The organism is Brevundimonas sp. NPDC058933 (assembly GCF_049315965.1).
Classification (GTDB): domain Bacteria; phylum Pseudomonadota; class Alphaproteobacteria; order Caulobacterales; family Caulobacteraceae; genus Brevundimonas.
The window spans coordinates 757,440-780,904 of the sequence record NZ_JBMOSL010000001.1; the positions used below are offsets into that span (position 1 = coordinate 757,440).

Sequence of the window (23,465 nt, forward strand, 5' to 3'; positions counted from 1 at the left end):
GGGGCTTGGTCGTCTCAGCGCAGCTTGGGCAGGCCCGGCCGGAACGCCAGTGTCATCCCGCCCAGAACCACGACGCCGACGCCCATCAGCACCCAGGCTCCCGTCAGGTCGGCCATGTGGTCGCGCAGCAGACCGGCAGCCAGCGGCGAGAGGCTGGCGATGATGTAGCCGCCGCCCTGGACGAAGGCGAGCAGGTCGCCGGAGCGCGCCGGGTCGTCGATCTGATCCATGGCCAGGATCAGGGTCAGGGGGAAGACCGCGCCGATGCCCAAGCCCAGGACCAGCACGACCGGCACGGCCATGGACACCGGGGTGAACACCAACCCCGCCAGACCGATCAAGGCCAGAACCAGCGCCGTCAGGATCGGCCCGCGCCGGTCGGGGAAGCGCCCGATCAGCAGCGACACCAGAACGCCCGCCATGACCTCGGCCCCGGTCATGCCGCTGAGCAGATAGCCGGCCGTCGCCCTCGCCTGGCCCAGATCGACGTAGAAGGGCGGCAGCCAGGCCAGGACCAGCGTATAGGCCGAGGTGCCCAGCCCCATGATGACGATCAGGCTCCACGCCCGCCCCTGACGCCAGAAGGGAATCTCGGGATGGACCACCTCAATCACGGCGTTTCGGTCAGACTCCTCCGCCGCCGGATCGCGTGCGGCCAGCAGCCAGACGACCGCCGCGGCAAAGGCCGGCACGCTCCACAGCGCCAGGGTCCAGGCCCAGCCCACCGCCTCGGCCAGGCCCGCCGCCGTGGCGGCCGCGATGGCCGCCCCGCCCATGATGCCCGTGGTGTAGAGGGCCATCACCGTGCCGAACCGCGTCGGGAAGGCGCGCTTGATCACGACCGGCGCCAGGGCCTGAATCAGGGCGACACCGACGCCGACGACCGCCGCACTGGCGATCAGCCCCGCCGTGTCCCTCAGTATCGCCCGGATCAGGCAAGCGCCGCCGATCAGCAACGCGCCCAGCAGGATGCCGCGCCGCTCGCCCAGCCGACGACGCAAGGGCCGGATAGACAGGGCGCCGAGACCGATCATCAGCACGGGCAAGGTCGTCAGCAGGCTGGCGGCGGTGGAATCCATTCCCGTCGCGCCCTCAATCAGATCCAGCAGAGGCCCCACCGTCGCCATCGCCGGGCGCAGGTTCAGCGCCAGGGCGAAGATGGCCGCCAACAGCAGCAAGGCCGCGCCGCGTCCCGGTTCAGCTTCGGAGCGTACGGTCATGACAGGGGACTCCACTCGAAAATCGCGCTACTCTCTCGACCCCAAGTATCTCGATGTCAAGATAACACATGCCCGACAGAGCCGCACGCGCCGCCGCCCAATGGGCCGTCCAACGTCCCGAACTCGACATGCTGCCGATGGAGGTGCTGGGCCGCCTGAACGAAGCTTCGCAGCTGGTGGTCCGGGAGCGTCAGACGCCCCTGTTCGCCCGCAATGGCCTGCAGCACGGCGAGTTCGATGCTCTGGCGACCCTGCGCCGCTCGGGCGTGCCCGAAGGCCTGACGCCGACCGCCCTGTTCGAGGCGGCGATGATGTCGTCTGGCGGCATGACCGCCCGCATCGACCGGCTGGAGAAGGCCGGTCTGGTCGAGCGCCGCCCCCACCCGACCGACCGCCGCGCCACCCTGGTCCGCCTGACGGACAAGGGCTTCGACCTGATCGAATCCATCATGCCCCACCACGAAGAAACGGCGCGAGACATCCTGGCGCCGCTCTCGCTTGACGAACAGAAGACCCTGAACGCCCTGCTGGCCCGCTTGATCGGCGGCCTCTGCGACTAGACGCGGCCGCGCAGCACCGCCCAGAACAGGCGAAGGCGCTTGACCGGCTCCGGGTGGTCGAAGCCCGCCAGCGCCGCGTGGGCCACCGCCGGGAAGGCGACGGCCGGCAGTTTCGCGAGCCCCGTATTGGCGACGGGCCGTAGCGCCCTCGCCTCGTCGGTTCGACCGGTCTGCGACAGCGCCCAGAGCCTCCCGGCTCCGGCGACATCGGCGTCATGCCCCACACCCGCCAGAATCCGCGCCGCAACCTGCATGGGAGCGACATAGAAGGCGTCCAGATCGTGCGCCTCCCCATGCACTCTGCCGATGTGAGCCTCGATCAGGGCGTCGAAGGGGGCGCGGTCCAGCCCATGACGAGCAACAGCGGCGGTCAGGGCCTCCAGCACCGGATGGCCGACGCGCGGGGTGTTGGCGAAGACTCCGTCCATCTGCTCCGCCCACCACGTGTAGCGCATCTCGGCCAGCATGGGCTGGGTGACGCGAGTGGGAATGGCCAGCAACTCCGCCTCAAGGGCGTAGAGGGCGATCAGGTCCGCGCGCGCCTGTTCGTCGGCCACAAAACGGCTGGACAGCCAGCGGTCGGGGTCGGCGGCGCGGACCTGGGCATCAAGATCAACAGTCATTCCGCAAGGCCATCGGCCATTGCACGGAATGGCGCAAGCCTCAGCCGAACAGGGTCTGATACATGGCCATTGCGGTCAGCATCGGCAGCGACAGCAGCAGGTTGGTGCGGCTACCCAGCATGGCGACGCGCGCGGCCTTGGCCTTCTTGTCATCATCCACGACGACGATGCCCAGGGCCCGCTTCTGGTTCGGCCAGATCAGGCCCCAGACGTTCAGGAACATGACGATGGCCAGCCAGACGCCGATCCCCATCAGGGTGAACTGCTGGTCGCCCGCGTTCAGCCCGCCGGCCAGGCCGAAGCTGAGCACTTCCATCGCATAGGCATGACCACGCGTGAACATCACGGCCAGACCGGCCAAGACCGTCACCAGCGCCGACCAGCGGAACCAGAACAGGGCTTCCGGCGCGATATGCTTGCTGACGGCGGGCTTCAGCTCGGCCGGGATCGAGGGCATGACCCGGATCTGCACGAAGTTGAAATAGTAGAGCAGGCCGATCCATAGGATGCCCGCAACGACGTGAACCCAGCGCAGGACCGCTTGAGCGAAGCCGAGATCGAAACCGCCCGGCGCGATGCGGCCGAAGGCGAAGATCATGACGCCCGCCAGCAGGATGCTGAGCAGGAAGGTCGTTCTGAAGTTGGAAAGCAGTCTGGCCATGCGCCCCTCCCCGGGGTCGGAATCAGGAAGCGTGACCTTACTCCCCCCTCCCCGCTCAGGGGAAGGAGGAGCATTCTTCTGGTAGAACCAAGCCTTACGGGCGGCTGGCCATGCCGAGCTTGATCGGCTTGGCGTCCTCGTCGATGGAGCCGCCGCGCTTGACGCCCCAAAGCAGGATGATCGGCGCCCCGACATAGATCGACGAATAGGTGCCGATCACGATGCCGACCATCAGCACGATGGAGAAGCCGAACAGGGCCTCGCCGCCATAGAGGGCCAGAACCGCCAACACGCCCACGGCGGTAACGCCGGTGATGATGGTCCGCGACAGGGTTTCGTTCAGCGACAGATCGATCACGTCGCGCAAGGGCATGGTCTTATACTTGCGCAGGTTCTCGCGGAGGCGATCGAAGACCACGACCGTATCGTTCATCGAGTAGCCGATAACGGTCAGGATGGCCGCCACGGTGTTCAGGCTGAACTCGAACCGGAACAGGGCGATCAGACCAAAGGTCAGGATCAGATCGTGCACCAGGCCCGCCACGGCGCCGAAGCCGAACTGCGGCTCGAACCGGAACCAGATATAGACGAACATCAGGGCGATCGCCGCCGCCAGCGCCAGCAGACCGTTGACGAACAGCTCTCCCGACACCTTGGAGCCCACCACGCTGACGCCGGAATACCGGACCTCGCCCACGGCCTGATCGATGGCCTGTTCGACCTTCTGGACGATTGCGCCCTGGGCCTCGCCTTCCGGGATCTGGAAGCGGACAATGGCGCTGCTGTCGCTATCGATGCCCTGAACCTGGACATCGCCCAGACCCAGATCACTGACGGCGCTGCGGACCTGATCCAGTTCCAGAACCTGACCGGCCGGTTTGGACACCTCCATCGAGGCGCCGCCCCGGAAGTCGATGCCCATGTTGAGGCCGGGATAGAAGCAGCCGACGATCGACGCCACGCACAGGATCAGCGAGATCACGCCGGCGGCGGGCGCATACTTGACGAACTGGAAGTTCGTCTTCTGCGGAAGCAGTTTGATGAGGGGCCATCCACGCATCGCCATCACTCCGCGATCGGCAGTTTTTTGGGCTTGGCGACCTTGAGCCAATACCCGAGCAGCACCTGGGCGACCATCACCGAGGAGAACATGGAGGTGAACACGCCGATGGTCAGCGTCCAGGCGAATCCTCGCACAGGTCCCGCGCCGAACATGAACATGATCAGGGCCGCGACCAGGGTGGTCAGGTTGGCGTCGACGATCGTGCCCATCGCCTTGTTGAAGCCGGCGTCCATCGAGGCGATCGCCGACCGACCGGCCCGCGCTTCATCACGCATCCGCTCATAGATCAGCACATTGGCGTCGACCGCGACGGCGAATGTCAGCACCAGGCCGGCGATGCCGGGCAGGGTCAGGGTCGCGCCGAACAGCGACATGGCGGCGATGATCAGAATGCCGTTCAGGATCAGACCCAGCACCGACACCCCGCCGAAGAGCAGGCCGTAGGCGCCGATCATGAAGACGCAGATGAGCAGGAAGCCGATAATGGTCGAGACCATGCCCGCCTGAACCGCGTCAGCGCCCAGTTCAGCAGTGACGACGCGGCGTTCCTCGACCTTCAGGGGCGCCGGCAAGGCGCCGCCGTTCAGCAGGTTGACCAGCTCGGCCGCCGACTGAATGGAGAAGCTGCCGGTGATCTGGCCCGTGCCGCCGGTGATCGCGCCCTGGATTGTCGGGGCCGAAATCACCTTGCCGTCCAGGATGATGGCGAAGGGCTTGCCGATATTCTGGGCGGTAGCTTCACCAAAGCGACGCGCGCCCTGACCGTCGAAGCGGAAATCGATGGCGGGGCGGCCGTTCTGGTCCGAACCGACACCGGCGCGGGTCAGATTTTCACCCGAAACCAGGATTCGTTTCTTCACCAGATAGGGCGTGTTCTGATCGTCCGTCAGCAGTTCGGCGTCGGGCGGCACGCGACCCGCCATCGCGTCCTGCAAGCCCGTGCTTGAGGTGTCGACCATCTGGAAGGTCAACTGGGCCGTGCGACCCACCAGGCGTTCCAGTTCCGCCGGATCGCTTTGCCCCGGGGCCTGAACCACGATGCGGTCCGCGCCCTGACGGGTGATGGCGATTTCCTTGGTGCCCGAGCTATCCAGACGACGACGCACGACCTCGATGGACTGATCCACGGCCGTTGCGCCCATGGCGTTCAAGGTGGCGTCGGTAAAGGCGAAGCGAATGCGGTTGCCGCTCAGGCGCGTGGCCGTGCGGTCGGGCTGGCCCGTCGCAGCAGCCCCGGTCTGCGCCAGGGTGCGCAGCTCGGTCAGGGCCACGTCAAACTGACCCGGATCAGCAATGGTGACGACGACGCCGCCCGCTTCACGCTGCATGGCGCCGATGTTGATCTGCTGTTCGCGCAGGGCGACCCGCACGTCTTCCATCAGATTGGTGACGCGCTTGTTGCGCATCTCCGGCACATCGACCTCGAGCAGAAGGTATGACCCCCCTTGCAGGTCCAGGCCCAGATTCAGGCCGTTCTTGGGCAGCCAGGCGGGCAGCGCGTCGCGCTGGGCATGGCTAAGCATGCTCGGGAAGGCCAGCAGCAACCCGATAACGAGCGACAGCACGACCAGAACGATTTTCCAGCGTGAAAGCTGAACCATGTCAGAGCTCTTTTCGGGCGGGCTTCAGCGGCGCGAGCCGCTCAGCCCTTGTCGTTGGCGGCGATGGCGGTGCGGTTGCGCACTTCGGCGATCATCGACTTGACCACGCGGACGTTCACGCCCTGCGAAATCTCGACCATGGCCTCGGCGTCTTCCACGCGGGTCACCTTGCCGACCATGCCGTTCGACAGGACGACTTCGTCGCCGCGCTTGACGCTGGAAATCAGGGCCTGATGCGCCTTCATCCGCTTTTGCTGCGGACGGATCATCAGGAAGTAGAACAGGATGAAGATCGCGACGATCGGCGCGATCTGCACCACGATGGCCATCAGGCCGCCTTCGGAACCAGTAGGCATGGAAACTCCCCGAACCGGGCCGACCTCGAAAACGGGGGCCCCATTAAATTGAGGCGCGGAACCTAGGGCGCGCCGTGCCGATTTGCAACGCGGCCTGACGTCTCTTGCTCACAGGCGATGCCGCCCGGACACGCCGGACGGCCGCAGGTCAGCGCGGCAGGACGCTGAGAGGGTCTACCGCGACCGGATCGTCGCCGCGCATCTGGCGCGTCTCGAAGTGGATCGAGGGGCGGCCATCCCCGGCCGTCAGACCGACCGTGCCTATGGCCTGGCCGGCGCGGACCTCGGCGCCGTCACGCACCGTGGCCGAACCCAGATGGCCGTAGACCGTGCGCCAGCCGTCGCGGTGGACGATGAGGACCGTCAGCCCCTGCCCCACCAGATCATCGCCGACATAGGCCACGCGCCCGTCGGCCGCCGCCTTGACCTCGGTCCCGGCGGCCGCGCCGATATTGACGCCATTGTTCCGCTCGCCCATGCCGACCGGGCCAAAACGACGCAGGATATCGCCCCGTACCGGCCATTGCAGGGCCAGGGCTTGGCCCACGGCCGCCCCGGCGGGTGCTGCGGTGACGGCCGGCGAGCGAGTCGGCGGCGGCAAAGCCGCATTGCCGCTGGGCGGAGGCGGGGGCGGCGGGATCACGCCATTGTTAGGCGTCCGCACCCCGACCGGCGACGGACCGGTCGCATAGGGATCAGAGCCCGTGTCCACGGCGCTGTCAGGCAGAACAATCCGCTGGCCTTGGCTGATGGCGCCGCGGGGTCCCAGGTTATTCAGGTCGATCAGCGTCTGGACCGGGGTCTGGAAGCGACGCCCCACGCCCGAGATCGTATCGCCCGGCTGGATCACATAGGCGGCGCCTGGCATGACCGAACCGCTGCTCGGCTGCGACGGGGTCACCGTCACGGGAGCCCCCGTAGAAGGATAGGCCGGGCCGCCGGCGGGCGGCAGACCGCCGCCCTCGACTGCTCCGGTCGGCGCTCGCACGCCCTGCTCGTCGTACGGCCGCGCCGGTTGGGGCTGAGGCTGAGGCTGAGGCGTCGGCTGACCGTAATAGGGATTCTGCGCCTGCGCCGGCCCTTGGGGATAGGCTGGCTGAGTGGCGGTGATTCCGGTCGGACGTGTCGAATAGCGCGGCTCGCTCGGATAGGTCGAACACGCGGTGACCGTCAGCGCCCCGCCGACAACGACCGCCGCCCTGATCCAGCTCGTGAAGCCGCCCATGCGCCCCTCCTTCTTAACCTTGAATTGCATTCGCTCACGGTGTGCCCCGTAAGCGCCGCCAAGCCAACCCGCCAAACAGCGCCAAAGTGGGGCGGAAAGGTTAACCGGGGCCGATCTCGCCTCGCCGTCATCCCGGAAAACGCGCCGCGTTTATCCGGGACCGCCCAGAGCACCACCCTCAGACTTGAACGCCGCCTCCCACAGATCCTGCCATTCGGGATTCATCCGCTCAACCAGGCCAAACTTCCAGTCTCGTCGCCAGCGTTTCAGCCGCTTTTCAAAGTTGATCGCGGATTCGGCATCGTCAAAGACCTGATACCAGACCAGCCGTCGCAGACCCCATTGGCTACTGAAGCCCGAATAGGTCCGATCCCGATGTTGCTGGACGCGACCTAGCAGGTCCGACGTTACGCCGACGTAAAGCACGCCGCGCGTCGTGTTGGTCACGATATAAACGGTGAAGAGCTTGTCTTCGCGCATGAGCGCACGGTAGCGCTTCTGGCGGTCCCGGATAAGCCCTGCGGGCTTTCCGGGATGACGATTAGGGGAGAGGGCCGTCCCTACCCCTCCTTGGCCAGCCCCTCGACCAGGGGCACGAAGCGCACTTCGCAAAGGCTTTCGCGGCGGAAGCTGCCGTCTTCTTGCCCCGTATAGCGGTTCAGCATCTGCACCGATCCGCGCCCCACCGGCGCGACCAGAACGCCGCCGGGCTTCAGTTGCTTCAGCAGTTCGGTCGGTTCGTGCGGCGACGCCGCCGTCACCATGATGCGGTCAAAGGGCGCCTGTTCCATCCAGCCCTGCCCGCCGTCGCCGTGGCGGGTGAAGACGTTGTCGACGCCCAGCAGCTTCAGCTTGGCCTCGGCCTCGGTCAGCAGGCTCTTGTAGCGCTCCACCGAATAGACGAACCGCGCCAGTCGGCTGAGGACCGCGCATTGATAGCCGCTGCCGGTGCCGATCTCGAGGACGCGGTGGCGCGGGCCGACCTCCAGCGCCTGGGTCATCAGGCCGACGATATAGGGCTGGCTGATCGTCTGGGCGCAGTCGATCGGCAGGGCCTGGTCTTCCCAGGCCTGATCCAGAAACTTCTCATGGACGAACAGCGAGCGGTCGATGGATTCCATCGCCTTCAGCACCCGCGCGTCGGTCACCCCCTGCCGCCGCAGCGACAGGATCAACCGGCCCGCGCGGTCGTCCGACAGGCTCATCCGGCGGGTCCTTTCGGCGGGGCGCCGCCCAGAACCTTCTTCAGGTCGTTGACGCTGCGCATGTGCGTCAGGTCGATATGCAGCGGCGTGACCGAGATTCGACCCTCGTCCATGGCCCGCAGGTCGGTGCCCTCGGCGTGTTCCTGCGGCGCGCCGCGGAAGGCCATCCAGTAGTAGTCGCGACCGCGCAGGTCGGTGCGTCGGATGGCGTGCATCTCGCCGATGTCGCGGAAGCCCTGCTTCGTCACCTCGACCGCCTTGACCAGTTCCGGCGGCAGCTTGGGGAAGTTGACGTTCATGACCACGCCGTCCTCCCACTTCTGCTCCAGCAGCCGGGCGATGATGCCGGGGGCGAAGGCTTCGGCCGTCTCCCAGTGCGCCACCACGTCGTCGTGGAAGCGCTCCAGCGACTGCGACAGCGCGATGGAGCGGATGCCGAAGGCCATGCCCTGCAAGGCGCCGGCCACCGTGCCGGAATAGCTGACGTCCTCGCCGACGTTGTGGCCGCGGTTGACGCCCGACAGCAACAGATCGGGCTTCTCCGGCATCAGGTCGTTGACCGCCAGGATGACGCAGTCGGTCGGCGTGCCGGTCACGGCGAAGCGCTTGTCGCCCAACTGGTTGACCCGCAGCGGCTCGGTCAGGGTGATCCCCCGCCCCTTGGCCGACTGCTCGGTCTGGGGCGCGACGACCCAGACGTCGTCCGACAGGGTGCACGCGATCTTCTCAAGACATTCAAGGCCTTCCGCCTCGATGCCGTCGTCATTGGTGAGGAGTATACGCATTACTTGGAAACCGAACCCACCGTGGTCAGGCCGCCCATATAGGGCAGCAGCGCGTTCGGCACGGCGATGGCGCCGTCCTCCTGCTGATAGTTCTCCATCACCGCGACAAGGGTGCGGCCGACCGCCAGGCCCGAGCCGTTCAGGGTGTGCAGGAACTCGGTTTTCTTCTCGCCCGCGCGCTTGAACCGGGCGTCCATGCGCCGGGCCTGGAAGTCGCCGCAGTTCGAGCAGGAGCTGATCTCGCGATAGGTGTTCTGCGAAGGCAGCCAGACTTCAAGGTCATAGGTCTTCTGCGCCGAGAAGCCCATGTCGCCCTTGCACAGCAGCACCTTGCGATAGGGCAGCTCCAGCGCCTGCAACACCGCTTCGGCGCAGCCGGTCATGCGTTCGTGCTCGGCCTCGGAGTCCTCGGGCCGGCAGATGGAGACCATCTCGACCTTCGAGAACTGATGCTGACGGATCAGGCCGCGCGTATCGCGCCCCGCCGACCCGGCCTCGGCCCGGAAACAGGGCGTCAGCGCCGTCATCCGCATGGGCTCCGCCACCTCATCCTCGGCCAGGATCTGCTCGCGCACGAGGTTGGTCAGGGAGACTTCGGCGGTGGGGATCAGCCAGCGGCGCTCGAAGAACCGGTTAGCCCTATCAAATTTAGCAACACGCTCGATCAGCGCTTTTGCGGCTTCAACAGCGTTCAGATCGCGAAATATGTTCGCTCCGGTATCGAGATTATCAAACCAATCCTCCGCATCGATTTGACCCATCACCTTAGACCAATCTAGGTCGACTGCTTTAAATAGGTCTTCCTCAAACTTCGGTAACTGCCCGGTGCCGAACATCGCCTCATCCTTGACGAGAAGCGGCGGTGCGACTTCCAGATAGCCGTGCTTGTCGGTCTGCAGGTCCAGCATGAACTGGCCTATGGCGCGTTCCAGACGCGCCAGTTGGCCCTTCAGCACGGCGAAGCGCGAGCCGGACATCTTGGCGGCGGCTTCGAAGTCCAGCAGGCCCATGGCCTCGCCCAGGTCGGCGTGATCCTTGGCCGGGCCCGTCGTGCGCGGCTCGCCCCACTTCAGGACCTCGACGTTGTCGTTCTCGTCTTCGCCATCCGGCACGTCAGCGGCGGCCAGATTCTTCAGCCCCGCCAGCAGGTCGCGCAGTTCGGCGCCCTTGGCGGCTTCGGCCTCGCCCGCCTCGGCGATCTCGGCCTTCAGCGCCTCGACCTCGGCCTTCAGCCGGTCGGCCTCGGCCATGTCCTTCTTGGCCATGGCGGCGCCGATGGCCTTGGAGGCGGCGTTGCGCTTGGCCAAGGCTTCTTGCCCCCTGGTCTGGGCGGCGCGCAGGTCTCTATCGAGCTGCAAAATATCGGCGACAATCTTGTCGGACGCATCCACGCCGCGCGACTTCCAGCCCGCGATATAGGCTTCGGGGTTGTCGCGGATGGCTCTGATGTCGTGCATGGCGTCAATCTTCGGACGGTCAGGAAGAAGCCGAAGGCTGTAACGCCCCGAGCGGAGTCGGGCAAACCCCTAAGCGCCTCTCGCCCCTCTGATGCCGTCATCCCGGACGCCTCGCAGAGGCGATCCGGGACCCAGGCGGCGGATTTCAAATGCGACACAGGCCCCATATGTCTTTGACCTCTGGGTCCCGGATAGCGGCTGCGCCGCTTCCGGGATGACGGCTGGCGTCAGCGCTTCGCCTTCACCCTGATCTCCACCCCGATCGCCTTGGACACCCAGTCGCCGCCCGCGTCAGACATCATGCCGAGGTCCAGCGCTGTGCGGTCCAGCTCCAGCTTGCCGGCCACCGTCGCCACGCCGCCTACCTCGTCAAAGGTGAAGGGCAGGACCACCGGCACGGTCGTCGCCTTGATCCGCAGCGTCCCGGTCGCCTCATAGCGGTCGCCGCCGAGGGCCTTGAACGAAGTCGTCTCGAACCGTGCGGTCGGATAGGCGGTCGGGTCGAACCATTCCGCGCCGGACAGCGAGCCCTCCTGTGTCGCGTCGCCGGTCCTGGCTGTGCCGGTCTGGACCAGAACCACGGCCTTGGAGCCCGCCAGATCGGCCCGGTCGAACCAGACCTGACCCTCCCACTGCTCGAACCGCCCCTTGAAGGCCTTGCCCGCGTGTGTTCCCGTGAACGCGATGCTCGAGGCCGCCTTGTCGATGGTCCAGGCCGCCGCCGTGCCCGGCGTCACCGCCGCCTCGGTCTGAGCGGACGCCGCCGCGACAGGGGCCTCGGCCCCTGCCCCATTTTCCAGAGGCGCAGGCTTGGCCGCAATGCCGCCCGCCAAGGCCAGAGCGGCGATGAAACCCAGCCCGGCCAGACGCTCGGCCCGACGCAGCAGCGGCTTGGGCTCCGGCGCGGTCCGCCCCTCGCAATGCTTCAACAGCGGGATCATGTGGGCCAGAACCTCGTCGCGATTGATGAACTGGTGCTTCAGCGCCGCCCCGACGTGCAGGGCGATCAGCACCACCGCGCCCCAGGCCATCAGGCTGTGCGCCCCCATGGCTTGGTAAGCCACAGCGCGACGAACGCCCGCCGCCGCCTCGCCGATAAAGGGCAGGTGCGGCACGGTGAACAGGCCGAACCAGCTGGTCGCCACGGCCAGCGGCTGATCCGTCGCCACGGCCCAGCCGGTCGAGACATAGAGCCACCCCGTCAAAGGCAGGGCCAGCATCAGGCCATAGAAGGCCGCGTGGGTCGCCCGTGCCGCGAACGTCTCCCAGGTCTTCATCTCGGCCGGCATCCCCGGCGTCCGGTGCGTCAGCCGCCAGACCAGACGCAAGGCCGTCAGCGCCAGAATCAGAAACCCCACCGACTTGTGGATCTGGAACACGCGATAGGCCAGCGCCTGGCTGCCCGGCTCATTGATCGCCTCGCTCATCCACCAGCCCATCGGGATCATGGCGAAGATGGCGAGCGCGATGGCCCAGTGCAGGGCGATGGCGACGGGGGTGTAACGGCTGGGGGACATCACGGACTCGCAAAAACATCCGTCATCCCGGACGCTCCGCAGGAGCGATCCGGGACCCAGGCGGCAGAACCAGACGCCGTAGCCTCCAGTCTATATCCGACGCCTGGGTCCCGGATCAGCCTGTCGGCTGTCCGGGATGACGGCATAGGGTCAGCTATCAGGCGGCCGGGGCCGCGGCGGCCGGAGCCACCTGCTGCAAGAACTCGCCGTCAAAGCGGATGGTGGCCTCATCGCCCACCGGACCGACCGGCATGCCGAAGTCCGAGCGCTTGAACTTGCCTTCAGCCGCGAAGCCGAGGGTCGGGACCTGCATGAAGGGGTGCTTCTCGATCTCGCCGCCGAAGGTCGCGTCCAGCGTCACCGGCTTGGTCACGCCCAGGAAGGTCAGGTCGCCCGTCACCTTGGCCGTGCGCGGGCCGGTCAGCTCGACCTGGGTCGACTTGAAGGTGATCTGCGGGAAGGCGCCGGCGTTCAGGAAGTTCTTGTTCTTGGCGATGTCCTCGCTCCAGCTCTTGAAGCCCGAGCCCGCGTGGGTGCCGGTGTAGTCGCCGGGATAGTTGGCGTCGACCGAGGTCGGGTCGATGCTGACCTCGACGGCGCTGTTGGCCAGGTTGGCCGGGTCCAGCGTGATCTTGGCGTCGAATTTGTTGAAGCGCGCCGTGTAGTTCGAGACGGTGTTGTGCGGGATCGACCACTGCAGCGAGGCGTGGGTCGGGTCCATCACATAGACGCCGGCCGGGGCCTTCAGCGCGACCGGAGCGGTCGAGGCAGCGTCAACGGCGGGGGCGGCGGACTTGTCGGCGGGCTGACCGCAGGCGGCCAGCAGGGCGAAGGCGGAAACCGCCAGGATGTGCTGCATCTTCATGGAAAGGACCTCGTTGATGTTCAGGACTGGACACGAGGCCCAGATACGGTTCGTCTGTCCGTCGGCGTGCCGCTCGGACTGCAACAGTATAAGTTGCTATTGCGGTCCTTCAAGCCCTGTTCGTGCAAAAATGCGGATTGAGGTGCGCCGCGTGCGCCGCCCGCCTATCTTGCGACTCACATGCCCATTCGCCGCCTCCCCCCCGAAACCGTCAACCGCATCGCCGCCGGCGAGGTGGTCGAACGCCCCGCCAGCGCCATCAAGGAATTGGTCGAAAACGCGCTGGACGCGGGGGCTTCACGCGTCGAGATCCAGGCGGACGGCGGCGGCCTGACCCGCATCCTGATCGCCGACGACGGCAAGGGCATCCCGAAAGACGAGCTGCCGCTGGCGGTCGAACGCCACGCCACGTCCAAGCTGGAGCCCGACGACGCGGGCGACGTGGACCTGCTGCGCATCCATACCCTCGGCTTTCGCGGCGAGGCCCTGCCCTCCATCGGCTCGGTGGCCCGCCTGACCATCACGACCCGCGCCCGCGACGAGGCCGACGCCTGGGCCGTGACTGTGGACGGCGGCGATCAGCGCCCGACGGCCCCCGCCGGCTTCCCCGGCCCGCACGGCGCTCGCGTCGAGGTCCGCGACCTCTTCTACGCCACCCCCGCCCGCCTCAAGTTCATGAAGTCCGAACGATCCGAGGCCATGGCCATCTCGGAGGAGATCAAGCGTCAGGCCATGGCCCACGAAGCCGTCGCCTTCACCCTGTCGCTGGACGGCAAGGTCACCCTGCGCCTGCCCGCCGAGCATCCGGGCTTCGAAGGCCGCCTGAAACGCCTCGGCGCCCTGCTGGGTCGCGACTTCGAAGCCAACGCCCTGCTGATCGATCAGGAACGCGACGGCGTGCGCCTGTCCGGCTATGCGGGCCTGCCCACCTATTCGCGCGGCAATGCGGCGCACCAGTTCCTGTTCGTCAACGGCCGCCCGGTGCGCGACCGCCTGCTGCAAGGCGCCCTGCGCGGCGCCTACGCCGACTTCCAGCCTCGTGACCGGCACCCGGCGGCGGCGCTGTTCCTCGACATCGACCCCCTCTACGTCGACGTGAACGTCCATCCCGCCAAGGCCGAGGTCCGCTTCCGCGATCCGGCCCTGGTGCGCGGCCTGATCGTCGGCGCCCTGCGTCACGCCCTGCACGCGGCGGGCCACCGCGCCTCGACCACGGTCGCCGCCGACGCCCTGTCAGGGTTCCGCCCGCATACCGGCGAGGCCCTCTACAGCCCCACCTCCCCCTCGGCCCAGTCGTTCGGCGCCGCCGCGCCCGGCTGGAGCGGCTGGCAGGGCTGGTCGCAACCGGCTGCCGCCGCTCAGAACCTGCCTGGCCTGAACGAACGCTCGGCCCGCGTCGAGCACACCTGGAGCGGCGAAGCCTCCGCCCCCAGCTTCCGCACCCTGGGCGAGATCCAGGCCGAACATGCGGGCCAGATCGCGCCTGGCGCCCAGACGCCGCCGGACCTGATCGACTATCCGCTCGGCGCCGCCCGCGCCCAGCTGCACGGCACCTATATCGTCGCCCAGACGCGCGACGGTCTGGTCGTGGTGGATCAGCACGCGGCCCACGAACGCCTCGTCTATGAGCGGATGAAGGCGCAGATGGCGACCGGCGCCGTAACCCGTCAGGCCCTGCTGACGCCCGAGGTGGTCGAACTGGACTCCGCCGAGGCCGAGCGTGTCGCCGCCAAGGCCGAGGAACTGGCCGAGATGGGCCTGATCGTCGAAGCCTTCGGCGTCGGCGCGGTTCTGGTGCGCGAAACCCCCGCGCTTCTGGGCGACACCGATGTTCAGGGCCTGATCCGCGACATCGCCGACGACCTGTCCGAACACGGCGCGGCTCTGTCGCTGAAAGAGCGCATGGCCGAGGTCTGCGGCACCATGGCCTGCCACGGCAGCGTCCGCGCCGGCCGCGTCCTCAGCGCCCCCGAGATGAACGCCCTGCTGCGCCAGATGGAGGCCACGCCCCACTCCGGCCAGTGCAACCACGGCCGCCCCACCTACGTGGAGCTGAAGCTCAACGACCTCGAAAAGCTGTTCGGGCGTAGGTGATCCCCCCTTCCCGCTCATCCCGGCGGACGCCGGGATCCAGTGAGGAATGGCGCCAAAGGGCTTTCAATCTCCCCGCCGCAGACTTGGCCAAAGAACTGGATCCCGGCGTCCGCCGGGATGAGCGGAGCAAAGGGGCATTCACAGTCCTCGCTGTTCAGTTACCCTGACCTCATGACACCCTCCGTCCTCTTCGTCTGCCTCGGCAACATCTGTCGCTCGCCGCTGGCCGAGGCGGCCTTCCGCGAAGAGGCCCGTCGCGTGAAGCTGGACGTTCTCGTCGATTCCGCCGGCACCGGCGATTGGCACGTCGGCTCTCCGCCCGACCCACGCGCCCAGGCCGTGGCGCGAAAGAACGGCGTCGACATCTCCGTCCTGCGCGGGCGCCAGGTGAACCCCGCCGACTTCCGCCGCTTCACCCATATCGTCGCCCTGGACGAGGACAATCTCGCCAACCTGCGCCGCCTCGCGCCTGTGGACGCGACGGCCGAGCTCAGCCTGCTGCTGGATCACGTCGAGGGCCGCGAAGGCCAGCCCGTCGCCGATCCCTATTTCGGCGACGACGACGGCTTCGACTTCACCTGGGCCGACGTGACGGCCGGCGCACAGGGCCTCGCGGCCACGCTTCGTCGCTTTAGAGACTGAGCGCCTCGACGATTCCGCTGGCCTTGCCGCCTGACGCCACCTCGCCGCCGCCGATGGCGTAAACCGTTCCGCTCACGCTGGCCGCCGCCAATCCGTGACGCGGGGCCCTCATCGCCGCCCCTGCCGACCAGACATCGCGCGCCGGGTCATAGATCCAGGTCTCGGCGAAGACGCCGCCCCCGCGACCCTCGAACCATTCGCCGCCAAAGGCGACCAGCTTGCCGTCCGCCTCGGCCATGGCCAGACCCCCGCCCACCTGCCGCCCCGTGGCTGGCGATGCCGGAATGGGCGCCAACGTGTCCCAGAGGTCTCCGGCCGGATCATAGCGGTCCAGTCGCCCCGTCCCGCCGCCCTCGACCGTGCGCCCTCCGGCCACGAACAGCTTGCCGTCCAGCACGGCCCCGGCCGCGCTGTTGCGAGCCATCGGCGCCGGTCGCGCCTTGTCCCAGTGATTGGCGGCGGCGTCGAAGACCAGATGGGTCGCCACATCGCCCTGATCGTTCCACTGGCCGTTCGCCGCGCCCTTGGGCGAGCGACCCGTGACCAGATGCACCCGGTCGCCCAGCGACAGACCTACCGTCTCGCACAACCGCTCCGGCATCTGGCCGACCAGCGCCCAGACGCCTCGGTCGATAGCCCAGACGTCCGTCATGGCGGTCCATTCGCCGCTGTCGCGACGGTCATAGCCGCCCAAGGCCCAGACGCGCCCGGCGGCTGCAGCCAGCATCGGGTGGTGGCGCGGCTGCGGCAGGCGCGGCCCTTCGCTCCACGTGTCCGCCGCTACGTCATAGGTCGCTGTCCGGTCGTTGATGTGCAGCCCGCCCGTGGCCGAACGCACCAACCCGCCCGCGACCGTGATGGCGCCGTCGTGAGCTGCGCAATAGATCTCCTGCGTCACCCACGGCATGGAGGATCGAGACGTCCAACCCGCCTCGGCCCGGCTAACGGAAGGAACAACCGCCGCTGCGGCGGTCGTGGCGAGAAAGGCGCGGCGATCCATCTGGCTCATGAGGCCAGCCTAGCCGTATCAGGCGGCCGGAGCGACTCTGAGAAACAGCACCCGCGCCGCGCCATAGTCTCGCGTGTCGAGACGCTCATAGCCCGGCGTGTCGATGTCGGGTTCGTCCGAGCCGCGCTCGAACACCACCACGGCGCCGGGCTTCAGCCACTGACCGTCCAGCAGCCGCTGCAACGTCTGTTCCCCCAGCCCCTTGGCGTAGGGCGGGTCAAGAAAGGCCAGGTCAAAGGCCTCGCCTACCGAGCCGGGACGCTCGCCCAGATCGATGGCGCTGCGGCGATGCACGCGCGCCCGGCCGAACAGGCCATAGGCGTCCATGTTCTCGCGGATCACGCCGCGCGCGCCGTCGTCGATCTCGACGAACAGGGCGAAGGCCGCCCCGCGCGACAGCGCTTCAAAGCCCAAGGCGCCCGATCCGGCGTAGATGTCCATGACCCGCGCCTCGCGCAGGCCCTCGGCCCAGGACGCGTGTTCCAGAACGTTGAAGATGGCCTGACGCGCCCGATCCGAGGTCGGGCGCGTGTTCTGGCCCTCAGGCGCGAGAATGGCGCGCCCCTTCAGGCTGCCCGCAACGATCCGCATGGTCAGTTCCCCATCCAGACCTTAGCTGCGGCCGCGTGGACCACCCGGCTTGCCGCCGAACGGTTTGCCGCCCCCCGTCGGACGCGAACCGCCCGGCTTGCCGCCGAAGCCGCCAGGCTTGCCGCCCGAACGCGGTGCGCCGTCGCGCGGCTTGAAGTCACGCTGCGGTCGGTCGCTGGAACCGCCTTCGCGCGGCTTGAAATCGCGCTGGGGACGATCCCCGCCCGAACGGGGCGCGCCGTCGCGAGGTTGGAAATCGCGTTGCGGACGGTCGCCGAACGCGCTGCCTTCGCGTGGTTTAAAATCGCGTTGCGGACGGTCTCCACCCGGGCGCGGTGCGCCATCGCGAGGCTGGAAGTCGCGTTTTGGACGATCGCCGAACGCGCCGCCCTCGCGCGGCTTGAAATCGCGTTGCGGACGGTCACCGCCTGAACGGGCGCCGTCGCGCGGCTGGAAGTCGCGCTTCGGACGGTCGCCGAAGCCGCCCTTGGCGCCGTCACGGGATCCGCGACGATCATCAATCAGTTGCGGCTCGGAGCGGTTGAAGGGCTTGCGCGGGCGATCCGACCACTCGCCGCCCTGGGCGGCTTCCGGCCGGGCGCGCGGCTTGAAGGTCTTGGTGTGCTCGAACTTGGGCGCGGACTTGGCCCAGCCTTCCTTCTTGGCCGGACGGTCGCGACGGTCGACGGCGTTCTCGGTCGCCTCGGTGGCCGCGCGGACGCGGCTGGGCTTGCGCGAGGGGTCCGACATGGCCGAACCCGAACGCCCCGCCACGATGGGCGAAGAGGTGCGGCGGCCCGGAATGGGCGCAGGCGTCGAGACCGTATTGCCGGTCGGCAGGTTCTCGGGTCGGATGTGTTCGGCCAGCATTTCGCGGATCACGCGCGGGCCGACTTCCTCGACCGCCCCGACGGGCAGAGTGCCCAGCTGGAACGGGCCATAGGCCAGACGGATCAGGCGGTTCACGGTCAGGCCGATGGACTCCAGAACCTTGCGGACCTCGCGGTTCTTGCCTTCGGTGATCGAGACGCTGATCCACAGATTGGCCGAGCTGCGCTCGCCGTCCTCTTTTTCCTTGGCCTTATCGATGGTCGCTTCCATCGGGCCGTAGTGGATGCCGTCAACGGTGCAGCCGGTCTTCAGCTTGTCCAGCTCGGCCTGGGTAATCCTGCCGCGAGCGCGGGCGCGATAGTGGCGCACCAGGGCCGTGTCGGGCATTTCCAGCGCCCGACTCAGCTCGCCGTCATTGGTCAGCAGCAGCAGGCCTTCGGTGTTCATGTCCAGTCGGCCGACCGAGATCACGCGCGGCAGGCCGCTGGGCAGGGCGTCGAACACGGTCGGACGGCCCGCCGGGTCGTTGTGGCTGGTCAGCAGGCCGGCCGGCTTGTGATAGCGCCAGACGCGCGTCGCCTGGGCCGAGCCCATGGGCTTGCCGTTGACGGTGATGACATCGTCGCGCGTCACCAGGGTCGCGGGCGTGTCCAGGATGCGGCCGTTGACCGCCACCTTGCCCAGACCGATCAGACGCTCGACTTCGCGGCGCGAGGCGATGCCCGCGCGAGCCATGGCCTTGGCGATTCGCTCGCTACGGGCAGGCGCTGCCGCTTCCTTGCCTGCGGGACCGCCTTTCGGGCCGCCCTTGCCAGCGCCCTTCACAAACGGCTTGTCGCCGCGATCGTTCTTGCGGTCGCCGCGTGGCGGGCCTTTCCGATCTCCGAAACCGCCCTTGTCCGGGCGCGCGTCGGCGAATTTACGGGGGCCGCGCGGGCCGTCGTCTTGACGGGAGCGGGGCTTCTTGTCGTTGTCTTTGGGATGGCGATCCATGATGAGCGGTTCATGAGCATGGCGCTCGACTTGGCGCAAGCGGCGGCGCAAGCGGGCGAAGTGCCTGTGGGCGCTGTAATTGTCGATGAACCGACCGGCAAAGTGCTTGGCCGTGGGCAAAACGGCCCCATAACGGCCCATGATCCGACAGCCCATGCCGAGATCGTGGCTTTGCGCGATGCTGCGGCAACGTTGCAGAATTACCGCCTCACGGACCTCACTCTTTATGTCACGCTGGAACCCTGCGCCATGTGCGCCGGCGCCATCAGCCACGCCCGCATCGGTCGCGTGGTCTGGGGAGCTGATGATCCCAAGGGCGGCGCGGTGATCCACGGCGGTCGCTTCTTCGATCAGCCGACCTGCCACTGGCGACCGGCGACCGAGGGCGGAGTCATGGCCGAACCCGCCGCCGAGAATTTGCGTGCCTTCTTCCGGGCGCGTCGCGGAACGCGCGCCGCCACGGAGCGTTGAGGTCCAAGCTTGACCTTGGAGGCGCTTCACTTGCAGCACCTGATCTTTCGCGCCGCCCCCGCCCTGCTTCTGACCACCCTGCTGGCATCGTGCGGGCCGGAACCGCGCGACGCGCCGACCGACGGCGACGAAGTCCGCGAACGCGCCATCGAGGCGCAGACCGCTCGCCGTCGCACCGGGGCTGAGGTTCAGGACCGCGCCCTGAACCGTGTGATTCGCACCGTCTACCTATGCAACAACAGTGAGCGCCTGTCGGTCGATTTCGACAATCCGCGCCAGATGGCGACCGTGCGGAACTCGTCCGGAGAGGCGGTCGACCTGTTCCAGGAGCGCGCCGCGGACGGCATCTGGTATCGCGCCAGCGGCTATGAGTTGCGCGGCAAGGGCGTTCAGGCGACCTGGACCTCCGACGGACGTGAGCCGACCGAATGCCGGGCGGTGGATTAGGCGAACGCCGCCAAGCGCTCGTCCAGCCTGCGCCGCACCTCCGGCCAGTCGTCATCGAGAACCGCGAACTGGGCCGTGTCGCGCACCCGCCCGGTCCAGGTGATCTTGTGCTTCTTCAGCACGCCCTCGTCGCGCGCGCCCAACTTGCGGATGGCGGCGGCGCTGGCGGCGTTGAGGGCGTCGGTCAAGATCTCGACCCGCACCGCGCCCGCCTCGAAGGTATGGCCCAGCAACAGCCGCTTGCATGCCGGATTGACCGGCCCGCCCCGCACGTCGGGCCGATAAAAGGTCGAACCGACCTCGCAGCGCCGATGCTCGGGCTTGATCTCATACAGACTGGTCGTGCCGACCACCGCGCCGTCGCTGAGACGCCGCACGGCGAAGGCGAGGCGTGCGCCGGTCGCCTTCAGCGCCGCCGCCCACCAGAGATCAAAATGTTCGCCATAGGCCGCGCTGACCATGCCGTTCCAGGCCTCAGGGTCGCAGTCCAGCGCCGCCCTCACCTCGCCCTCCAGCCCCGCCGTGAACGGCTCCAGCCGAACGAAGCGGTTCTCGAGGACGACAGGGCTCAGCTTCACGCCGCGCCTTCCTCGATCAGGAAGGCGCGCACCGCTTCGGCGTCCACGTTCTTGTCGGTGAAGGCGTCGCCTATGGCCCGGGCCAGGATCAGCGTCAGACGCCCGCCTTCGGCCTTCTTGTCCCAGGCCATCCGCCCGATCAGGGCCTCAGCGTTGAAGACCTGATCCACGTCGGCCAGCCGTGTCGGCAGGCCCGCCGCCTTGATCCCCGCCTCGGCCTTGTCGGCGTCCGTCGCCGCGCACAGCCCCTGACGCGCCGAGAACCGGAACGCCATGGCGCAGCCCAGGGCCACCGCCTCGCCGTGGGTCAGGGTGTCGCCAAAGCCCAGTTCGGCCTCCAGGGCGTGGCCAAAGGTATGCCCCAGGTTCAGCAGGGCGCGCCGCCCGGCTTCCTTCTCGTCCTCGCTAACGATCTGGGACTTGATCTCGACCGAACGGATCACCGCCCGCTCCAACGCGTCGGGATCGCCCTCGGCGCCGCAAGCGCCCCCAGAAGGCGAAGTGTCGCCCAGCCAGTCGAAAAAATCGGCGTCGCAGATCAAGCCATGCTTCAGCACCTCGGCCCAGCCCGAACGCAACTGCCGCACTGGCAGGCTGGCCAGGGCCTCGATGTCGGCCAGCACCAGCCGCGGCTGATGGAAGGCGCCGATCAGGTTCTTGCCGCGCGGCGTGTCGATGGCCGTCTTGCCGCCGACCGAGGAATCCACCTGGGCCAGCAGGGTCGTCGGCACCTGCACGAAGTCGATGCCGCGCATGAACAGGGCCGCCGCCAGCCCGGCCAGATCGCCCACGACCCCGCCGCCCAGGGCCACGACCATGCTCTTGCGGTCCAGCCCCTCGGCCAGCAGCCGGTCCAGCACGGCCTCAAGCTGCTCAAAGGATTTGGACGCCTCGCCCGCCGGAACCGTGACGATCCCGGTCGTCAGGCCCGCGCCTTCCAGCGCCGTGCGCACCGTCTGGCCGTGAATGGAGGCCACCGTCTCGTCGCTGACGATAAAGGCCTTGGTCGGCTTCAGGGCGGCGACCCGCGCGCCCGCTTCCTTTAGCAGCCCCCGTCCGACCACGACCTCATAGGCGGCGAAGCCATCGCCCCCGACCCGGATCGTCGTCGTCATCGCTTGCTCTCCTCGCGGGCGTGGCGCCGCAATTCCTTATAAATCGCCTCGACCGCCTGGCCGTGCGAGCCGCCGCCGACATCCACCGTCAGGTCGGCCTCGGCGTAGATGGGATAGCGGGCCTCGGCCAACAGGGTCAGAGCTTCCAGCGGATCGCGTCCGCGCAGCAGGGGCCGGGTGTCGCGGCGTTGCACCCGTTCGGCGATCACCTTCAGGTCGGCGCGCATCCAGACGCTGACCGAATGTTCTTTCATCAGGGCGCGCGTCTCGGGGTTCAGCATGGCCCCGCCGCCAGTCGCCAGCACGATGGGCGGCCCTTCCAGCAGGCGGCGCATGATGCGCGCCTCGCCCGCCCGGAACTCGGCCTCGCCCCGACTGGCGAAGATCTCGCTGACGCTCATTCCCGCAGCGGACTCGATCTCGTGATCGCCGTCGAAGAAGGACAGACCCAGCCGCTGCGCCAGTCGGCGCCCTACGGTCGATTTACCCACGCCCATCAGCCCCACCAGGGTTATGGTGCGGTCAAGCGCCAGATGAGGCGACAAGGGCGAGGAATCGGGCGAGGCGTCGGCAGGCATGGTTCCTACATTCTCTACACGACACGGCCGTTCGCTCCACACCTCTGTTGAGCTTGGCGCATGACGCCCCAGGTCGAGGCCTTTCTGGAGATGATGGCGGTCGAGCGCGACGCCTCGCCACACACCCTGTCCGCCTATGGCCGCGACCTGGCCGACGCCGAGGTCTGGCTGGGCGACGCGGGCGGGCTGATGGGCGCGAACGAAGCCGCGCTGGAGGCCTGGTTCGCCGACCTGTCACGGCGCGGCCTGTCGGCCGCCACAGCCGCCCGTCGTCGCTCTTCCGTGCGTCAGTTCTACCGCTTCGCCCTGGGCGAAGGCTGGCGGACCGATGACCCCTCCCGCCGCATCGACGCGCCGAAACAGGGCCGCAGCCTGCCCAAGATCCTCAGCCGCGACGAGATCGAAGCGCTTCTGCTCGCCGCCGGCGCTGCCGACAGCGCGGCGGGCCTCCGCCTCGTCGCCCTGGTCGAGATGGCCTACGCCTCGGGCCTGCGCGTTTCCGAACTGCTGGGGCTTCGAGTCGAGGCCGTGCGCCGCGATCCCGCCTATCTGATCGTGCGCGGCAAGGGCGGCAAGGAACGCCTGGCCCCCCTCAACGCCGCCGCTCGCGCATCCATCAAGGCTTGGCTGACCGCCCGCGACGCTGCGCGCAAACCCAAGGCGCCCGACAGCGTCTGGCTGTTTCCCTCGCACGGCAAGACCGGCCACCTGACGCCCCGTCGCTTCGCCCAGTTGCTGGATCAGGCGGCGATCACCGCCAATATCGACCCGGCCCGCGTCAGCCCCCACGTCCTGCGCCACGCCTTCGCCACCCACCTGCTGGAAGGCGGCGCCGACCTGCGCGTCGTCCAGACCCTGCTGGGCCACGCCGACATCTCGACCACCCAGATCTACACCCACGTCGCCACCGACCGGCTGTCCCAGGTCGTCCATTCCAAGCACCCCTTGGCGAAGGACGACTGAAAGCCCATAGTTCAC

At 67.9% G+C, this 23,465-nt stretch carries 25 protein-coding genes; 6 read left to right on the forward strand and 19 right to left on the reverse strand.

The features are described 5' to 3' along the window. Window positions 1–14 precede the first annotated feature (14 nt). On the reverse strand, window positions 15–1,220 hold the full coding sequence (locus ACOZBP_RS03625) for an MFS transporter (RefSeq protein WP_422675082.1): 1,206 nt from the start codon (window positions 1,218–1,220) through the stop codon (window positions 15–17). A gap of 68 nt (window positions 1,221–1,288) precedes the next feature. Here ACOZBP_RS03625 and ACOZBP_RS03630 point away from each other — a divergent pair, with 68 nt between their 5' ends. Then, window positions 1,289–1,780: a MarR family winged helix-turn-helix transcriptional regulator gene (locus ACOZBP_RS03630; RefSeq protein ID WP_422675083.1), complete on the forward strand. Its 492-nt coding sequence runs from the start codon at window positions 1,289–1,291 to the stop codon at window positions 1,778–1,780. On the opposite strand, the gene ACOZBP_RS03635 is transcribed toward ACOZBP_RS03630, so the two are convergent. From ACOZBP_RS03635 to ACOZBP_RS03690, 12 genes are all read right to left on the reverse strand, one after another. Further along, window positions 1,777–2,403: a squalene/phytoene synthase family protein gene (locus ACOZBP_RS03635; RefSeq protein WP_422675084.1), complete on the reverse strand. Its 627-nt coding sequence runs from the start codon at window positions 2,401–2,403 to the stop codon at window positions 1,777–1,779. The genes ACOZBP_RS03630 and ACOZBP_RS03635 overlap by 4 nt on opposite strands. A gap of 40 nt (window positions 2,404–2,443) precedes the next feature. After that, on the reverse strand, window positions 2,444–3,064 hold the full coding sequence (locus tag ACOZBP_RS03640) for a hypothetical protein (protein WP_422675085.1): 621 nt from the start codon (window positions 3,062–3,064) through the stop codon (window positions 2,444–2,446). A 94-nt stretch (window positions 3,065–3,158) separates the two neighbouring features. Next, on the reverse strand, window positions 3,159–4,130 hold the full coding sequence (gene secF, locus ACOZBP_RS03645) for a protein translocase subunit SecF (RefSeq protein ID WP_422675086.1): 972 nt from the start codon (window positions 4,128–4,130) through the stop codon (window positions 3,159–3,161). Then, window positions 4,130–5,728, reverse strand: coding sequence for a protein translocase subunit SecD (gene secD, locus ACOZBP_RS03650; protein WP_422675087.1), 1,599 nt, complete (start codon window positions 5,726–5,728; stop codon window positions 4,130–4,132). Before secD ends, secF begins: the two co-directional genes overlap by 1 nt. 41 nt (window positions 5,729–5,769) lie before the next feature. Beyond that, window positions 5,770–6,084, reverse strand: coding sequence for a preprotein translocase subunit YajC (gene yajC, locus ACOZBP_RS03655; RefSeq protein WP_422675088.1), 315 nt, complete (start codon window positions 6,082–6,084; stop codon window positions 5,770–5,772). Between the two features lie 148 nt (window positions 6,085–6,232). Then, window positions 6,233–7,309, reverse strand: a complete 1,077-nt coding sequence (locus ACOZBP_RS03660) for a peptidoglycan DD-metalloendopeptidase family protein (RefSeq protein ID WP_422675089.1) — start codon at window positions 7,307–7,309, stop codon at window positions 6,233–6,235. Between the two features lie 150 nt (window positions 7,310–7,459). Continuing rightward, entirely contained in the window at window positions 7,460–7,789 is a 330-nt protein-coding gene (locus ACOZBP_RS03665; protein ID WP_422675090.1) for a GIY-YIG nuclease family protein, read from the reverse strand. A gap of 80 nt (window positions 7,790–7,869) precedes the next feature. Next, window positions 7,870–8,514 (reverse strand): protein-L-isoaspartate(D-aspartate) O-methyltransferase, encoded by a 645-nt coding sequence (locus ACOZBP_RS03670; protein ID WP_178827828.1) that lies wholly within the window; start codon window positions 8,512–8,514, stop codon window positions 7,870–7,872. Beyond that, entirely contained in the window at window positions 8,511–9,299 is a 789-nt protein-coding gene (surE, locus tag ACOZBP_RS03675; RefSeq protein WP_422675091.1) for a 5'/3'-nucleotidase SurE, read from the reverse strand. Before surE ends, ACOZBP_RS03670 begins: the two co-directional genes overlap by 4 nt. After that, window positions 9,299–10,756: a serine--tRNA ligase gene (gene serS / locus ACOZBP_RS03680; protein WP_422675092.1), complete on the reverse strand. Its 1,458-nt coding sequence runs from the start codon at window positions 10,754–10,756 to the stop codon at window positions 9,299–9,301. The genes surE and serS overlap by 1 nt, the downstream gene beginning before the upstream one ends. A 227-nt stretch (window positions 10,757–10,983) precedes the next feature. After that, window positions 10,984–12,273 (reverse strand): YceI family protein, encoded by a 1,290-nt coding sequence (locus ACOZBP_RS03685; protein ID WP_422675093.1) that lies wholly within the window; start codon window positions 12,271–12,273, stop codon window positions 10,984–10,986. 157 nt (window positions 12,274–12,430) lie between these two features. Beyond that, the gene (locus ACOZBP_RS03690; protein ID WP_422675094.1) at window positions 12,431–13,138 is read right to left on the reverse strand and encodes a YceI family protein; all 708 of its coding nucleotides are present in this window, start codon (window positions 13,136–13,138) and stop codon (window positions 12,431–12,433) included. A 180-nt stretch (window positions 13,139–13,318) separates the two neighbouring features. Here ACOZBP_RS03690 and mutL point away from each other — a divergent pair, with 180 nt between their 5' ends. Together mutL and ACOZBP_RS03700 are read left to right on the forward strand one after the other, a co-directional pair. Further along, window positions 13,319–15,232: a DNA mismatch repair endonuclease MutL gene (gene mutL / locus ACOZBP_RS03695; protein ID WP_422675095.1), complete on the forward strand. Its 1,914-nt coding sequence runs from the start codon at window positions 13,319–13,321 to the stop codon at window positions 15,230–15,232. 171 nt (window positions 15,233–15,403) lie between these two features. Then, the gene (locus ACOZBP_RS03700; RefSeq protein ID WP_422675096.1) at window positions 15,404–15,874 is read left to right on the forward strand and encodes a low molecular weight protein-tyrosine-phosphatase; all 471 of its coding nucleotides are present in this window, start codon (window positions 15,404–15,406) and stop codon (window positions 15,872–15,874) included. On the opposite strand, the gene ACOZBP_RS03705 is transcribed toward ACOZBP_RS03700, so the two are convergent. The 3 genes from ACOZBP_RS03705 to ACOZBP_RS03715 are packed head-to-tail and all read right to left on the reverse strand — an operon-like array spanning window position 15,864 to window position 19,298. After that, window positions 15,864–16,883, reverse strand: a complete 1,020-nt coding sequence (locus ACOZBP_RS03705; RefSeq protein ID WP_422675097.1) for a Kelch repeat-containing protein — start codon at window positions 16,881–16,883, stop codon at window positions 15,864–15,866. The genes ACOZBP_RS03700 and ACOZBP_RS03705 overlap by 11 nt on opposite strands. A gap of 18 nt (window positions 16,884–16,901) precedes the next feature. Continuing rightward, window positions 16,902–17,474, reverse strand: coding sequence for a 16S rRNA (guanine(966)-N(2))-methyltransferase RsmD (rsmD, locus tag ACOZBP_RS03710; protein ID WP_422675098.1), 573 nt, complete (start codon window positions 17,472–17,474; stop codon window positions 16,902–16,904). 21 nt (window positions 17,475–17,495) lie between these two features. Then, window positions 17,496–19,298, reverse strand: a complete 1,803-nt coding sequence (locus ACOZBP_RS03715; protein WP_422675099.1) for a pseudouridine synthase — start codon at window positions 19,296–19,298, stop codon at window positions 17,496–17,498. Between the two features lie 12 nt (window positions 19,299–19,310). On the opposite strand from ACOZBP_RS03715, the gene tadA reads away from it, so the two are divergent. Together tadA and ACOZBP_RS03725 are read left to right on the forward strand one after the other, a co-directional pair. Then, window positions 19,311–19,769, forward strand: coding sequence for a tRNA adenosine(34) deaminase TadA (gene tadA / locus ACOZBP_RS03720; RefSeq protein WP_422675100.1), 459 nt, complete (start codon window positions 19,311–19,313; stop codon window positions 19,767–19,769). 30 nt (window positions 19,770–19,799) lie between these two features. Beyond that, window positions 19,800–20,216: an MliC family protein gene (locus tag ACOZBP_RS03725; protein ID WP_422675101.1), complete on the forward strand. Its 417-nt coding sequence runs from the start codon at window positions 19,800–19,802 to the stop codon at window positions 20,214–20,216. On the opposite strand, the gene ACOZBP_RS03730 is transcribed toward ACOZBP_RS03725, so the two are convergent. The 3 genes from ACOZBP_RS03730 to ACOZBP_RS03740 are packed head-to-tail and all read right to left on the reverse strand — an operon-like array spanning window position 20,213 to window position 22,487. Next, window positions 20,213–20,794 (reverse strand): GNAT family N-acetyltransferase, encoded by a 582-nt coding sequence (locus ACOZBP_RS03730; protein WP_422675102.1) that lies wholly within the window; start codon window positions 20,792–20,794, stop codon window positions 20,213–20,215. The two genes, ACOZBP_RS03725 and ACOZBP_RS03730, sit on opposite strands and share 4 nt — an antisense overlap. Beyond that, window positions 20,791–21,909, reverse strand: coding sequence for a 3-dehydroquinate synthase (gene aroB, locus ACOZBP_RS03735; protein ID WP_422675103.1), 1,119 nt, complete (start codon window positions 21,907–21,909; stop codon window positions 20,791–20,793). Before aroB ends, ACOZBP_RS03730 begins: the two co-directional genes overlap by 4 nt. Next, window positions 21,906–22,487 (reverse strand): shikimate kinase, encoded by a 582-nt coding sequence (locus ACOZBP_RS03740; RefSeq protein WP_422675104.1) that lies wholly within the window; start codon window positions 22,485–22,487, stop codon window positions 21,906–21,908. Before ACOZBP_RS03740 ends, aroB begins: the two co-directional genes overlap by 4 nt. A 60-nt stretch (window positions 22,488–22,547) precedes the next feature. On the opposite strand from ACOZBP_RS03740, the gene ACOZBP_RS03745 reads away from it, so the two are divergent. Next, complete coding sequence (locus tag ACOZBP_RS03745) at window positions 22,548–23,450, forward strand: site-specific tyrosine recombinase XerD (RefSeq protein ID WP_422675105.1); 903 nt, start codon at window positions 22,548–22,550, stop codon at window positions 23,448–23,450. Window positions 23,451–23,465: the final 15 nt, after the last annotated feature.